Source organism: Gilliamella sp. B2923 (assembly GCF_026536565.1).
Taxonomy (GTDB): domain Bacteria; phylum Pseudomonadota; class Gammaproteobacteria; order Enterobacterales; family Orbaceae; genus Gilliamella.
Window position 1 is genome coordinate 40,327 of sequence record NZ_JAFNNZ010000010.1, and the last position, 14,229, is coordinate 54,555.

14 protein-coding genes and 2 tRNA genes are annotated in these 14,229 nt (G+C 36.5%); 12 read left to right on the forward strand and 4 right to left on the reverse strand.

What is annotated here, in order from left to right:
- Positions 1 to 95 precede the first annotated feature (95 nt).
- The 5 genes from erpA (at position 96) to J3U42_RS10330 (ending at position 3,478) form a co-directional block, all read left to right on the forward strand.
- The gene (gene erpA / locus J3U42_RS10310) at positions 96 to 434 is read left to right on the forward strand and encodes an iron-sulfur cluster insertion protein ErpA (protein ID WP_220219455.1); all 339 of its coding nucleotides are present in this window, start codon (positions 96 to 98) and stop codon (positions 432 to 434) included.
- A 413-nt stretch (positions 435 to 847) separates the two neighbouring features.
- Positions 848 to 1,747 (forward strand): AraC family transcriptional regulator, encoded by a 900-nt coding sequence (locus J3U42_RS10315; protein WP_267336400.1) that lies wholly within the window; start codon positions 848 to 850, stop codon positions 1,745 to 1,747.
- 142 nt (positions 1,748 to 1,889) lie between these two features.
- Positions 1,890 to 1,977: transfer RNA gene (locus tag J3U42_RS10320), tRNA-Leu, on the forward strand.
- 18 nt (positions 1,978 to 1,995) lie between these two features.
- Positions 1,996 to 2,071 (forward strand) — tRNA-Gly (locus tag J3U42_RS10325).
- Positions 2,072 to 2,308: 237 nt separating this feature from the next.
- A complete protein-coding gene (locus J3U42_RS10330; protein ID WP_220219457.1) occupies positions 2,309 to 3,478 on the forward strand; it encodes a DUF3829 domain-containing protein in 1,170 nt (389 codons plus the stop codon).
- 401 nt (positions 3,479 to 3,879) lie between these two features.
- On the opposite strand, the gene J3U42_RS10335 is transcribed toward J3U42_RS10330, so the two are convergent.
- Positions 3,880 to 4,245, reverse strand: coding sequence for an ester cyclase (locus J3U42_RS10335; protein WP_220219458.1), 366 nt, complete (start codon positions 4,243 to 4,245; stop codon positions 3,880 to 3,882).
- Positions 4,246 to 4,847: 602 nt separating this feature from the next.
- On the opposite strand from J3U42_RS10335, the gene J3U42_RS10340 reads away from it, so the two are divergent.
- Positions 4,848 to 5,504, forward strand: coding sequence for a DUF421 domain-containing protein (locus J3U42_RS10340; RefSeq protein WP_220219459.1), 657 nt, complete (start codon positions 4,848 to 4,850; stop codon positions 5,502 to 5,504).
- 69 nt (positions 5,505 to 5,573) lie between these two features.
- Here J3U42_RS10340 and J3U42_RS10345 read toward each other — a convergent pair whose 3' ends face one another.
- A complete protein-coding gene (locus J3U42_RS10345) occupies positions 5,574 to 5,846 on the reverse strand; it encodes a DksA/TraR family C4-type zinc finger protein (RefSeq protein WP_220219460.1) in 273 nt (90 codons plus the stop codon).
- A gap of 156 nt (positions 5,847 to 6,002) precedes the next feature.
- On the opposite strand from J3U42_RS10345, the gene msrA reads away from it, so the two are divergent.
- Genes msrA through msrB form a run of 3 tightly spaced genes read left to right on the forward strand, consistent with a single transcriptional unit; the run spans position 6,003 to position 7,569 of the window.
- Positions 6,003 to 6,539, forward strand: a complete 537-nt coding sequence (msrA, locus tag J3U42_RS10350; RefSeq protein WP_267336401.1) for a peptide-methionine (S)-S-oxide reductase MsrA — start codon at positions 6,003 to 6,005, stop codon at positions 6,537 to 6,539.
- A 15-nt stretch (positions 6,540 to 6,554) separates the two neighbouring features.
- Positions 6,555 to 7,073: a cytochrome b gene (locus J3U42_RS10355; protein WP_220219462.1), complete on the forward strand. Its 519-nt coding sequence runs from the start codon at positions 6,555 to 6,557 to the stop codon at positions 7,071 to 7,073.
- Between the two features lie 58 nt (positions 7,074 to 7,131).
- Positions 7,132 to 7,569, forward strand: a complete 438-nt coding sequence (gene msrB, locus J3U42_RS10360) for a peptide-methionine (R)-S-oxide reductase MsrB (RefSeq protein WP_294833120.1) — start codon at positions 7,132 to 7,134, stop codon at positions 7,567 to 7,569.
- A 111-nt stretch (positions 7,570 to 7,680) separates the two neighbouring features.
- Here the strand turns inward: msrB and lptG are convergent, their stop codons facing one another.
- A complete protein-coding gene (lptG, locus tag J3U42_RS10365) occupies positions 7,681 to 8,745 on the reverse strand; it encodes an LPS export ABC transporter permease LptG (RefSeq protein WP_220219464.1) in 1,065 nt (354 codons plus the stop codon).
- 12 nt (positions 8,746 to 8,757) lie between these two features.
- A complete protein-coding gene (gene lptF, locus J3U42_RS10370) occupies positions 8,758 to 9,861 on the reverse strand; it encodes an LPS export ABC transporter permease LptF (protein WP_220219465.1) in 1,104 nt (367 codons plus the stop codon).
- A gap of 140 nt (positions 9,862 to 10,001) precedes the next feature.
- Between lptF and J3U42_RS10375 the strand changes: the two genes are divergently transcribed.
- From J3U42_RS10375 to J3U42_RS10385, 3 genes are all read left to right on the forward strand, one after another.
- Complete coding sequence (locus J3U42_RS10375) at positions 10,002 to 11,483, forward strand: leucyl aminopeptidase (RefSeq protein ID WP_267336402.1); 1,482 nt, start codon at positions 10,002 to 10,004, stop codon at positions 11,481 to 11,483.
- A 17-nt stretch (positions 11,484 to 11,500) separates the two neighbouring features.
- Positions 11,501 to 11,956, forward strand: coding sequence for a DNA polymerase III subunit chi (locus J3U42_RS10380; RefSeq protein ID WP_267336403.1), 456 nt, complete (start codon positions 11,501 to 11,503; stop codon positions 11,954 to 11,956).
- Positions 11,957 to 12,247: 291 nt separating this feature from the next.
- On the forward strand, positions 12,248 to 13,699 hold the full coding sequence (locus J3U42_RS10385) for a hypothetical protein (RefSeq protein ID WP_267328516.1): 1,452 nt from the start codon (positions 12,248 to 12,250) through the stop codon (positions 13,697 to 13,699).
- Positions 13,700 to 14,229: the final 530 nt, after the last annotated feature.

Below are 14,229 nucleotides of genomic sequence, written 5' to 3' on the forward strand. Positions count from 1 at the left end.
CAAGCTTTAATAAATTTATCTGATAGAAGTTTTCATTTTGTATTTTCATTTGCCAACAGTATATAATGTGACAGTATAACTATTAGGAGAATCAAATGAGCGATGCTTTACCGATTAACTTTACTGATGCTGCTGCAAATAAAGTTAAATCACTAGTCACAGAAGAAGAAAACCCTAATCTAAAATTACGTGTCTACATCACTGGCGGTGGTTGTAGTGGGTTTCAGTATGGTTTTACTTTTGATGAAAAAGTAAACGAAGATGATCTATCGATCGAAAAAAATGGCGTTTCACTAGTTATTGACCCAATGAGTTTACAATACTTAGTTGGTGGAACGATTGATTATGTTGAAGGTCTACAAGGATCGCGTTTTGTTGTTGATAATCCCAATGCAACAACAACTTGTGGCTGTGGATCATCTTTTAGCGTGTAGTATTCTTTTTCTCTTCTTATCTTACCAAAGGCTCAGAAACCATGTGTTTCTGTAGCTGATTTATCCATATTAATTAAGTTAACGCTGAAAGATTATTATTGATTTAAATTAATCTATTAGGTTTATTCATTTGTAACTTTAAATAGGTTGATCTTATCCGATTGAAATTAATCAAGCTGTGACATACTCAAATTGAATGATTGTTTTGTGCATAGATTTGAAAAGATCAGATCTTCGAATGCATGCTTTATCATGTTATCTTTTGTTCACCACCTGCTATTAAATAGATTAACCAATGGCAACAACAAATAGTTGCTGCTTAACGTCATCAATAAATTAATTATGGCAACTAAACGTTTAATTGGCTTGATAATAAGATCTAAAACATAAAGCTGAGAGGCAAAGGGGGGGAAATGCATAACGATCGGTTGGTACAAACGCATGCTTATTTAAAACAGAAGATTTTGCAACTACTACCGCAACAAGCTCGACTCTCCACAGATATTCCGGGATTAATGATATCTCGTTATGACCATGACAGACCACCTGAAAGCTGTTTTTATCATCCAATGATTGCCATGGTCGTGCAGGGGCATAAGCGGTCTATGATAGGAAATCAAACATTCAATTATGGTCAAGGCCAATGTATGGTTGTTGGCGTCGATCTGCCGGGAGTATTTCATATTTCGCGCGCTACGCCAAAAGATCCTTTTATTTCAATATCAATAAAACTTGATAAGCACATCATCAGTCAATTACTTAGCGAAATGGCAATAAAACCTGACTTAGCGACAAATAAACCCACATCAGCGGTGGTCGTCTCTACAGCAACACATCAAATTATTGATACGTTTTTGCGCCTAATTGAGTTGCTCGAACAGCCCCAAAGTATAGGCTTTATTGCGCCACTGCTTATCAAAGAACTTCATTATTATTTGCTTAACAGTCCATTGGGTCAAAGTCTACGATTTTCCAATCTAAAAGGGGCAAACCTTAAGCAGATAGCCAAAGCGATTAACTGGCTACGCAACAACTACACTCGGCCACTTGACGTTGATACCTTATTAAAGTTAGTGAATATGTCGAGCTCAACCTTTCATCGCCATTTTCGTCAAGTCACAACTCTAAGTCCCTTACAATTTCAAAAACAGTTACGTTTATATGAAGCTGAACGCCTTATGCTTCAAGAAGGCAAAGATGTGAAATCGGTCGCCTTTCAAGTCGGCTACGAAAGCCAGTCACAGTTTAGTCGAGAATACAAACGCCAGTTTGGTGCTTCGCCAAATAATGATATGCTCAAAAAACGATATTAAATCAAAACAAGGTTGAATAGAGGCCAAATCAGACAAACATTGAGCAGTTAATCAATTATTTTCATTTTTTTATTGACGTTGAAATTTAGATAGGTAAAATGCACAGCATTCAAAGCGAATTACCTTACGTAATAAGTTTTGAGCCCGGGTGGTGAAATCGGTAGACACAAGGGATTTAAAATCCCTCGGCCTTTTTGGCCGTGCGAGTTCAAGTCTCGCCCCGGGCACCATTATTAATCATCTCTTATGCGGGAATAGCTCAGTTGGTAGAGCGCAACCTTGCCAAGGTTGAGGTCGCGAGTTCGAACCTCGTTTCCCGCTCCAATTAACAAGCCTTACTTAATCTCCTAAACGTTAACCGAGCTAACTGCCAGTTGTACTAGTTTTCTCAAAACATTCGAGAAAATCCAAATTTATGCACGACAAAAAACACCGATTACTGATCTGGATCACAAATAATTAGTGTTTATAAAATAATCTACTTGAATTTTCAATAATTCTAATAAACAATAAATGCTTTACGCAAAACTTAAGTTTTAATTCGCTTGAAAGGATAAGATTTTGGAAAAAAAATTATTATTAGCATTAGTGATTAATGTGCTGGCTTTGACTGGTTGTGATGAAGGTGATAATAATGATGTTTCGGAAAAATCTAATGTGTCAACTTCAATTAATTCTTATGATATCAATTTATCTGATGATTCTTTTGATGATAATGCAGTCGTAAACACCGAACCAAATGTCGTAAATACTAAACAAAGCGACGCAAATATTAAACAAGACGTTGAAAATACTAAACAACAGGACAACATTACTAATATTGTTAAACTTGATACTCAAAAGATTGTGGAGCCAGCTCAAACAACGGCAACAGCAACAGCTAATTTAACTGAAGAACAAAAAGCGTATCAAATAACTCAGAAAGTATCTAACTATATCGATGCGACAAACCAGCACAGTAGACGCCTAAGTGCTGGTTTATCGGTTTGGTCTGATAGGGTAGAGAAAATAAAGCAGGGGATTGAAAATAAGAACTATCGCGTTATTGAATCCTCACTGCTTTTAAACTCCAGAGGTTACGAAAGGTTACGCCAAAGCTTGATTGCCACTTTAACTAAAAATCCGATTCCGATTGAACCGGTAGATACTCATGCTCGTAATCTAATCGCAACGCTAGATGAGCTTTTACCGATTTGGGCTGAACTGGAAAAATATAACTCCACCAGACGTTTTGAAGATGATAATGGGGCAAAAGGAAAAGAGTTAATGGCGACTTTTACGCCAGATTATTTAAAAGCAAACCAACTTTATAATCAATTTTCTGCCTCTGTCCAACAGTTGGCATATGAGCAAAGTAAATTAAGTCTGGAGTTATTTAAAAAGCAGGGTCGAACCTTAGAACTTTATGCAGAAGAGTGTTTAAATTATGGCGAACAAATCTTAGCGCAATTTGACTATCTTGAAGATTTTCAGGATAAAGAAAAAATCACTAAAGCCAATGAATATTTAGCGCTGTTAGAGGACAGACTCGACAAGCTACAAAATGAGCTACAAATTGCTGAAAAAAACGGTAGAAATATTGTAGGATTTAGCTCGATGATAAGATATTTAGAAGATTTTATTGGTGATTATCGCGCTATCAGAAATAATCCGCGTGCGGTAACAACGTATATGGTCGAACATTATAATCAAGCAGTCGAATGTTATAACGACCGTATCAATCAACCTTAATTAGTTTTCAAACAGTACCTTTAAGGTGTGTTGTTTACCATGTGTTAGGTTAAATACCTGAAATAAATTGCTATTTTTTACCTTAACACTTAGTTCAAGATCTATTGGCTAGTAAATTAAATGATTTGCTAAACAAGCAGTGAAACTTCAAATTCGTTTAGATGTTAAATAAAAATACAGGAATTGATTGAGGTATTTGGCTTTATTAGGCTGCAAGTATTATTAAAATATCTGGTTTATTGCTTGCTAAACCTCTGTTTTGACAGAAGCTTAAAGTACTTTAGAAACACCGATAATATTTACTGATAGTTAGCTAATTGCGCATGGTTTCGTGGAAGCTTATGTCAAAGTAAACTTCCACGAAAGGCGAGATTTAAAAATCTGTTTTAGCAATCCTGTTTCTAAAATACACTGTTATGATTGACCGATTTAATTTTTTCGACATGCGATTCAATCACATCCCAATGTTCCGCAATTTTATTATTTTCAACACGGTAAATATCACAAACTTTACTAATCGAGCCATCGGGCATGGTGGTTTTATAAAAAACATAAACCATATCGGCTTCACAACTAATATTAATCACATCAAATTTTGGTTTACTTTTAATATAAGACTTAAAAAATTCAGTAAAACCGTCTAAACCATTTTTAACTTGAGGATTGTGTTGAATATAGTTTTCAGCGACGTAATGTTTAATTTTCTCTACATCGCCATTGATAAATACATCTTTAAAGAAGTTTTCAACTAATTGCTTGTTTTTCATAATCTGTACCCCTTATTAAAATCATACAAAGAATATTAAAAAACGATTAATTAAATGTGTTAAAAAAAGATTAAAATTCAATAAGACAGATGTTGATAGGATAATTATTTATACACCCTTGAGGGTATGTAGTAGCTGATTTACTACCATAAGGATAAAGCTATTATGCCTGTTTCTAATCGTAATAGCTAGTTTTTAACCCGTTATGACCGCTCGCTATATTTTTTACGTTGATTTCGACAAAAAACTTGTGACAGGAATTATTTAACCATTAAAGCGATAAATTGATGATTTTTAACCGTCGATAAAATCATTTTACTTATCTAATTAAAATTCCGACTGACCTGCATTTATCATCAATATAATCAATATCTATTGTAAGTAGGATATTTTAAAATATCCAAATTCGTGTAAAATAAAGAAGTTTTCTGTTCTAACTGATCTTACAGCGCTTAAAATCGTCAGCAACAATAGATTGATTTTATCGTGACTAAATATATTCCAATTTGCACATATTTTTATTGTTCCATATATCAGTACATATCTTTCTAAAAACATATTTATCGGGAATGAATAATAAAATCTTAGCTTGGAGGTAGGACATGTATTTATTATCAATGGCGCCAAAATTTTTGTTAGCTTTAATAATATTACTTATCTATGTCAAATTATCCGGAAAAAGCCAAATAGCGCCAATGTCTCAGTTAGATCAGGTCGGTAGCATGGTTATCGGTGCGTTAGTCGGGGGAGCGTTATTAAGTCCAACAGTTTCTGCATGGGAATCGGCTGGATTAGTTGCCATTTGGGCGGGATTATTAATATTGATTCGCTTTATTAAATCAAAAAATTCCCGTTTGCGTGATGCCATTGACGGTGAGCCAATTCAATTGGTGAAAAACGGCAATCTATTGAGTGATAACTTTATCAAAGCTAATTTACCGGTCAGAGACTTTGAGACCTTAGTCAATATTCAAGGTATCTCCTCTTTTGATCAGCTAAAACAAGTTTGGTATGAATTAAATGGCTCATTAACCATTATCAAGAAAGGTGAAAAAGATATAGCGGTATTGATTATCGAAAATGGTGGAATCAGTCATGATAATCTGGAACAGCTAAAAAAATCTGAAGATTGGGTGAAAAGTGAAATCAAAAAACAGGGTTATGATAAGATTGAAGACATCTTTTGTGCGGAATGGTTTGATAACAAATTTCTGATTTATCCATATGATTCAGTGCGTAATGGCGAGGCGAATAAATAACATCACTGGTACAATAAGATGAAGTAGCAAGGTGATTTGGATTGTTAACCACCTTGCTATCCATAGATACTAACGCAATTGGCTATCTTTACTGCCACGTCGATTATATAATGTAGCGGTTTTGCTAATTTGTTTATCGATTTCTTGCTGACAAGATAAGCAATATTGAACACCCGGTAGCGCTTGTTTGCGTGCTTCGGGAATAGGCTCACCACATTCAATACAAAAATCGGCACTCTTTGTATTTTGGTTTAAATGACGTCTAACGTTTTCGATAGCATCAGCAATGGTACCTTCAATTTGTTGATTTACAGCATCATCAGATGCCCAACCACTAGCCATATTCAAATCCTCCAGTGTAGGAATATTGAATATCAATATGGTGATAATTTATACAATTTCAAGTGAGGATTATTGCTTAAAAGAAAAGTTAGAATGATAAAAGTAGTCTGATAACGTTAATTTCAAAAGGTATGAGTTATTTTATCGGAGGTCTTTATGCAAAAATATGAAAAAGCAACATTTGCCGGCGGCTGTTTTTGGTGTATGGTTAAGCCGTTTGACAAATATGAGGGGGTAATAAGTGTTGTCTCTGGTTATACCGGCGGGCATGTGCCTAATCCGACTTATGAGCAAGTTTGTCAGGGAACATCCGGCCATACTGAAGCGGTAGAAATCACATTTGATCCGAACAAAATCACCTATCAAGCCTTGCTTGATATATTTTGGCAACAAATTGACCCAACCGATGCCAATGGGCAGTTTGCTGATCGGGGTGACTCTTATCGCCCGGTTATCTTTTATCATACACCTTCACAACATAAACTGGCTTTAGAGTCTAAACAAAAATTAATTGCCAGCAAACGTTTTTCCCAACCAATCAATGTCGCAATCGAACCGGCTGTTGCATTCTATCCGGCAGAAGAATATCATCAAGATTACTATAAAAAGCGACCGGAACATTATAATCGTTATTACCAGTTATCGGGTCGAGCACCCTTTATCTCGAAAAATTGGGCTGATAAAAATAGATGAGAGTGAAAAAAAACAATGCAGAAATATCCACAATATAGCAGTAAACAAAAAACGATCCATTGGTTATCAGCGTTACTGGTGGTCATTGTCGTTGCGTTATTAATCTTCAAAGTGACATTGTCACCTATTTTAGGTGGTATGGCTAATATCTATTTATGGCATAAATCGCTAGGGGTCGTGGTTTTCCTATTTACCGTATGGCGTGTGATTGTCATTAGTAAAGACGGCGTGCCGGATGTCTTACCTAAAAATAAGAAATTACAACGCATTTTAGCCAAATCAACTCAAGGATTTCTTTATATTCTATTATTTATATTACCCTTATCCGGGTATCTTATGAGTAGCCGTGCTTTGAATGTGTTTGGCCTCATCTCCATACCGGCTATACCTATGCCCAATGGGTTATATGGATTTTTTCACTCTGTTCATATAGTGGGATCGTATTTGTTAGCCATATTAGTGATGTTACACATTGCCGGGGCTTTATATCACTATTTTTGGGTTAAAGATAAGGCTTTGCAATCGATGTTATAAGGCGATTAACGATCCTAAGTTAATTCATATTAATTAAGTTGCGTAAGATAGGTGGGTTATGAATAAATTATTGAAAGAAAAAGCCGTTTCAGCGCTAAGTCCTATGCAATATCATGTCACTCAACAAAATGGGACAGAGCCGCCATTTGAAAACGAGTTTAATGACAATCATCAAGAAGGGCTTTACGTTGATGTGGTATCGGGTGAACCACTGTTTACTTCGTCAGATAAATTTGATTCTGGCTGTGGTTGGCCAAGTTTTGCTAAGCCAATCAACAATGACAGTATCATCGAAAAAGAGGATAACAGCTACGGTATGCGCCGCATAGAGGTGAGATCACAGCAAGCCGATTCGCATCTGGGGCATGTCTTTAACGACGGTCCAAAAACGTTAGGTGGTTTACGCTATTGCATTAACTCTGCTGCGTTGCGGTTTATTCCGAAAGATGAGTTAGAAGCAAAAGGTTATGGCGAATATCTGCATCTATTTAAATAGCTAGCCAACCCGCCTCCTATCATGCTCTCATTGGGTGATAGGAGGGGGGAAATACCAAAATTAGAGTAATAAGCAAACTAACCTTAAATTCTTCCACTAGTAAAATTTAACTTAGTTTTTTCGCTTAAATAAGATGTAACTGATTATCAGGAAGATCAAACTGGTTAGAAGCGAGCCAACCACCGGATAGACGCCCCAAACAATACTAATTTGCGCAAAAAGATTGTCGGCAATATAGAACAAGAATCCAAAGCTAATCCCAATAATCACCCTAATCCCCATAGATACACTACGTAAAGGACCAAATATAAACGATAAAGCCAATAGCATCATAACGGCTACAGAAACAGGTTTAATCATCTTTTTCCAAAACAGCAGATCATAATATTTGGTGTCTTGACCGGAGCTTTTTAAATATTGGGAATATTGATAAAGACCGGAAGCAGACAAAGAATCGGGATCGAAAGCCACAATGCTCAATTTATCGGGCGTAATATTGGTTTTCCACTCCATTGAGAGCATATTGACATTGGTGATCTGATTTGGATTAGTTAAATCATTCTTTTCAAGTTGATTTAACGTCCAAACACCGTCTTTAAACACACCGCTAACCGCATGGGTTATCGAGAGCAATTTATTGTTACCCACTGAATAGATATCAATATTGGCTATCGAACTGTCATTATTAACATGACCGATATACACATAATCATTACCGTCTTTAGCCCATAAACTGCCTTGTTCAGCCATTAACGAATTGCCATAAAGCTTTTCTGAACGCATATTGCGTGCGGTTTGTTCGCTAATGGGTGCGACCCATTCACCGATAGCCATGGTTAAAATAACTAAGGGTAGTGCGGTTTTCATTACCGCCAAAGCAATTTTAAAACGACTAAATCCCGATGTTTCCATAACGATAAGTTCGCTACGGGACGCCAAAATACCTAAGCCGATTAACGCGCCTAACAGTGCCGCCATTGGAAAAAATATTTCCAAATCTTTAGGCACCATTAACAATGTATACATACCGACAGAAAAAGCATCATAATCAACTTTAATTTTTCTAAGCTGATCGATAAAACGGATAATGCCCGATAGGCTGATTAATAAAAACAGGCAAAGTCCGATTGTACTTATTATAGTTTTACCAATATAGCGATCTAAAATCGAAAACATCCCTTTTCTCCTTTACGATGCAATATATTTTAAACGAAGTTTACGCATAAATAAGTTATCCCAACAATTCAAAATTAAGGCAATAACCAGATAGCCTAAATTGATAACATAAAACCAAAATGCCGGATCGAGCCGCTCTTTGCCGGCGTTAGCTTTAAATGAACTGGCTAAAAGAAAATAGATTAAATAGAGCAACAATGCCGGCAATATTTGCGCCAATCGCCCTTGCCGTGGACTTGAGACACTTAACGGAATCACCATGAAGGCCATAAGCGGTACAGAAATAATAAGGGTTAATCGCCAATAAAACTCAGCGTTAGCTTTCGCGGTATTGCTGTGATACAGTTCAGTCATACTCAACTGTTGCACGTCGATCTTTTCATCCTCATTATTCATATCTAACTCTTTAGGTTTGATGATGCCTAAATAGTTATGGAAGTTTGAAATACGAAAATCTTTTAATTGAGCGGTGCCTTCATAGCGATTAGCATCTTGTAGGGTAATAATTTGATTGCCTTGCTCATCTTGCCCGGTTTTACCTTTATTGGCAATAATAATTGACGGACGTTGATTGTTTTTAGGATTAATTTGCGCAATAAAGACATTGTCTAAATTATTATTGTTCACATTACCAATATAGATAACCGAATTACCGTCCGGGGTTTGCTGGAATTGACCGGCTAACAAACCGGCTAAACTAGGATTAATTTTCGCATTTTCAACTAACTGATCTTGCTTTGAACTCGACCAAGGACCAAAGCACAAACTATTGAGGGCAGTTAAGCCACAGGTTAAAATGCAAAGAAAGAACACAACTTGATAGTTGATCGATTTTTTTACGCCACAAGCGTGCATTGCAACCATTTCACTATCTGCATATAATCGGCCGAAAGTCACAAGCACACCGAGAAACAGGCTAAGCGGTAAAATAAGATCAGCCATATTGGAAATGCCTAACACTAATAAAGGCATGATTAAATCACGTGGAATATTTCCATCAATGGCGCTGGATAAAATTCTGATTAATTTTTGAGAAAAAAAGATCAGCAATAATATAAAGAGTATTGCACCTTGCGTTTTCAATGTTTCTCTTACTAAATATCGACGAATAATCACATTTTACCTATCTACTAGTTCAACCAAATTTGGCTATTATAATCTGATTTGCAAGGTTTCGTTATCTTTTTGTTGCTATCGCTTTATGAACCGATAAAATGTTATCATTCACTTTAAATCAAACACTAAAGAGAAAGCTAATGGAATTTCAAATAAAAAACAGCGCAACTATCACAAAACAAAAATCCGAATGTTTAGTGCTGCCAATATTTCTAGATAAAAATCAAATAGATTCAGTAAAAGAATTAGACCTCGCAACCAACGGCTTAATTAGCCAAATGATTAAGTCAGGTGAAATTAGTGGCGAAATAGGGCACACAACCTTTTTATATTCCTGCTCAACTCAATTAAAACAAAAACTGCTTTTTGTCGGTTGTGGCAAATTAAAAGCGTTTGATTTAAAGCAATCGAAAAAAGTTATTCAAGCAGCGGTTAAAGAACTATTAGCGAAAAAAGTAAAAGAGATCAGCTGGGATATCTTAAACATTAATTCATCAATCACATTACAGATCGCTAAACAGTTACCCCAAATTGTTGCTCAATTAACTTATCGCTTTGATGACTACAAATCAAAAAAATCACCATTAGCAAGTTTAACCAAAATCACTTTACTTTGTGGCGATAAAAAACTGGTTAAACAGGCAAACGATGCCTTATCACAAGGTAACATTATTGCGCAAGCCATTAGTGCAACTAAAACGATTGCCAATATGCCGTCTAATGTTTGTAATGCCAGCTACTTAGCAGAACAAGGTAAAAAACTCGGTAAGCAGCATGCTTCGTTAAAAGTCACTTGTTTAGGTGAAAAAGAGCTGGCTAAATTAAATATGAATGCTTATTTAGCGGTAGGGCGTGGTTCACAAAACGAATCAATCATGACCGTTATTGAGTATCATGGCGCTAAAGATAAAAAAGCACAGCCTTATGTCTTAGTCGGTAAAGGTTTAACTTTTGATTCGGGCGGCATTTCGATTAAACCGTCAGCCGGTATGGATGAGATGAAATATGACATGTGCGGTGCGGCAACCGTTTATGGAGTTATGCAGGCTGTTGCTCAATTAAACTTACCGATAAATGTGGTTGGTATTATGGCAGGATGCGAAAACATGCCGGACGGCAATGCTTATCGACCAGGTGATATCTTAACCACGATGTCCGGCATCACCGTTGAAGTTATCAATACCGATGCGGAAGGCCGTTTAGTGTTATGCGATGCCTTAACCTACGTTGATCGTTATCAACCTAAAACGGTTATTGATATTGCCACCTTAACTGGCGCTTGTATTGTGGCTTTAGGTCATCACTATACCGGCGTAATGGGCAATAATGATAAATTAGTTGAACAATTAATAACCGCATCAAACAGCGCAGGAGATAAAGCATGGGCGTTACCTATTGACGATGATTTTCAAGATCAGATAAACTCCACTTGCGCCGATATAGTTAATGCCGGTGGGCGTGACGGTGGCACAATAACGGCTGCATGTTTTTTATCTCGCTTTACCGAAAAATATCAATGGGCACACTTAGATATCGCCGGTACTGCTTGGCAGTCAGGCGCCAACAAAGGTGCAACCGGTAGACCGGTGGCGATGTTAATCGAATATCTATTAGCGCAATAATATAAAGTTAGGGGTTTATGAAAAAAGTCATATTTTATCTCTTAGAAAACAAGGTACCGGCGGATGAGGCGAGTGTTTTGTTTCATGAAAAATTGGCTTGTCAAAAAATTACCGAAGCTTGGCAAACAAAGCAACGGATACTGGTAGCCTGTCAAGATCAAGCGCAAGCTGAACGCATAGATGAATACCTGTGGCAACAAGATACGCAACATTTTGTGCCGCACAATTTAGCCGGTGAAGGCATGAGAGGCGGTTCACCGGTTGAAATTTGTTGGCCGCAAAGACGTAGTAGCGGTAGTCGGCAGATACTGATCAATCTGCAAGAACAGTTCCCGGAATTTTCCGGCGTATACCGAGATGTGATTGACTTTGTGCCGGTAGATGAACACTTGAAAGTGTTAGCCCGGGAAAGGTATAAAACCTATAAACAAGCAGGTTTTAATCTTAAAACTATTCCGATCTTAATTAGCTAGTATTGCTAAGTATATCGGTAAAAAAGTTTAGGAATTCGAGTAGTTGAGACGATTATACCCGCAATATTTATGTAGTATCTCTTCATCACTGTTGCGTTAAATCCAAATCCTCCAGATTTTGTTCGAAAGATACCTTAGATCAATTTTTCCTGACTATTACGATAGGTATAACTTATTGATTAACGAATATGTTTAATTTATACTTGCCGAAAAGGTCAGGAAAGATCAAAAAACAATAAAAAAAATCAATAATAACAAATAATAATAAATTATAACTAAAAGGACTAAAATATGTTGAAATGCAATTGTCTTCTTCATAAGAAAAAGACATTACTCTTAACTTTAGGCTTGCTTGCTTTATCCAATCCAGCTACGTCAATCTCGATATCCACCTTACGAAGTATCGAAGGTTACGCCCCTTATGTAACATTTGATAATGGACAAACCAAAACGGAGTATCTATCCCCTTTGTTGTCAATCACATTACCAAATGGCGAAGAAATCACTGCCCATTCTGATACCTCAACGGCAGCAAATCCGATAAAATTTGATAACGAAAATGTCAAGTTCTCCGATATAAAAACTATCGTCACATTGCCTTCACAAAACGCGAATTACCCTCGACTACCTATTCAAGATGTCATCCTTAATGCCAATTTTTGGGGTGATGATGACGGCGATTATAACCCGGTAATAACCGGCGATTTACAGGTAAACTGGACTGACGGTGACGGTAACGATCTTACAAATTTTGTTAAAAATAATGAAAATGCTGTATTAGAGCCTTGTGATGCACCTTTGAAGTTATTGGTATCTTCTGACAATGGCACGATCAGCACACAATATGGTATTCCTAACCAAAGTTCTTTTATCGGCGAACAACACGCTTATTATATGTACCCTAAAGTCCCTTCTGTGGTTAAATTTTGTTATGCACAACCGAATCTTAACAATGAAGGTGATGTAGATAACACTTGGGTTAGAGGTAAGGGCTTTACGATGAATGATACCAATAATCCGGGAAACAATTTTCCTACGATTGGATCTAACAACTTATTTTTCGACCTTAAACTTGCCGGCTTAAGTGTTGCTGAAGTTATTGATATCAACGGTACTAACGTTTCATCTCTTGGCGGAACTGGGGTACATTTAGTCTTAAGTGAGCATAACGGAAAATTGCGAGTGACCTTAAAAGGACCTTCAGCTGCAACCAATGGCGGTAAATTTGTACCTTCAGTTTTTAAATTGTACGCCGATCGCAACAAAACTAATGCATTTTATTCATTTTTTATCCAGCGCTGGATGATCGCCTTCCCGGATGGTCCTTCCAGAAATTGGGCTGAAAGTTCTGATCGTTGTAACACCTTAAGTGGTACATACAATCTACCGGCAGTATGGGATTTTACAAACTCTAATCGTACCGTCGACTCATCCGGTAACCAAATTAACTGGGAAGAAGGTGTACCAGGGGTTGGTGAAATTTACCGTAGGAAGATTAGCTACCGAAACAGTGCGACTACCGAATGGATGGGTGGTTTATTCTCTGAATGGGGTAAGGTAACCAGGGAATATTATCCGGATAGTGATTGGATAGTTTATGATAGTGATTATGGTGACGCTTATTATTGGGCTGCGACCGTCCATAGTCCCGAAAATCATTACGTAGTTGAATCAGGAACCGGCGTTGTTGGTTTCAGAAACGATGATTATGGTAATTTCTTAAGCAGTTGTGTGGCTTGGTAATTATCGTTGTTGAGAAAAAACCTTATAGCAATTTTTGTTATAAGGTTTTTTTATAGATAATTTAACAGTCTGTTTTCTTGGTATAACGATTAATCTTCTCACAAACTCAGCCTTATTGAATTTGTATTTCTCCCGCTTTGCTTTTTGTAAAAAGTCTATATACCAACGCTTATCCCGCCATCGCTTTTAGCATGTTTGACTACCTAATTATGCAAACTTTATTAAGGCGTAAAGTTGTATTTTTAATTTTGTAAAATAACAGTCGAATTCTAAACACAATTAAAAATCAGTTTTATACTGAAACGTATGTGTTTTCTGAAAGTTTTTGACAAGAATATGTTGTCGTTTATGTAAGGAAGTAAGCTAGATTTTTAATAGATTTACTATAATTCAAAGAGTTTTCTACTTAAACGTATGCATTTTCTGAAAGTTTTTGACAAGAATTTGTTGTCATTAATGTAGGGTAATCAGATAGATTTTTAATAGATTTATTATAATCAACACCGTTTTATACTAAAACGTATATATTT

What these genes read in the sequence shown, in the direction of transcription:
- erpA (WP_220219455.1), top strand. Translation starts at nt 96, where the DNA reads ATGAGCGATGCTTTACCGATTAACTTTACTGATGCTGCTGCAAATAAA.
- J3U42_RS10315 (WP_267336400.1), top strand. Translation starts at nt 848, where the DNA reads ATGCATAACGATCGGTTGGTACAAACGCATGCTTATTTAAAACAGAAG.
- J3U42_RS10335 (WP_220219458.1), bottom strand. Translation starts at nt 4,245, where the DNA reads ATGAAAAACAAGCAATTAGTTGAAAACTTCTTTAAAGATGTATTTATC.
- J3U42_RS10340 (WP_220219459.1), top strand. Translation starts at nt 4,848, where the DNA reads ATGTATTTATTATCAATGGCGCCAAAATTTTTGTTAGCTTTAATAATA.
- J3U42_RS10345 (WP_220219460.1), bottom strand. Translation starts at nt 5,846, where the DNA reads ATGGCTAGTGGTTGGGCATCTGATGATGCTGTAAATCAACAAATTGAA.
- msrA (WP_267336401.1), top strand. Translation starts at nt 6,003, where the DNA reads ATGCAAAAATATGAAAAAGCAACATTTGCCGGCGGCTGTTTTTGGTGT.
- J3U42_RS10355 (WP_220219462.1), top strand. Translation starts at nt 6,555, where the DNA reads ATGCAGAAATATCCACAATATAGCAGTAAACAAAAAACGATCCATTGG.
- msrB (WP_294833120.1), top strand. Translation starts at nt 7,132, where the DNA reads ATGAATAAATTATTGAAAGAAAAAGCCGTTTCAGCGCTAAGTCCTATG.
- lptG (WP_220219464.1), bottom strand. Translation starts at nt 8,745, where the DNA reads ATGTTTTCGATTTTAGATCGCTATATTGGTAAAACTATAATAAGTACA.
- J3U42_RS10375 (WP_267336402.1), top strand. Translation starts at nt 10,002, where the DNA reads ATGGAATTTCAAATAAAAAACAGCGCAACTATCACAAAACAAAAATCC.
- J3U42_RS10380 (WP_267336403.1), top strand. Translation starts at nt 11,501, where the DNA reads ATGAAAAAAGTCATATTTTATCTCTTAGAAAACAAGGTACCGGCGGAT.
- J3U42_RS10385 (WP_267328516.1), top strand. Translation starts at nt 12,248, where the DNA reads ATGTTGAAATGCAATTGTCTTCTTCATAAGAAAAAGACATTACTCTTA.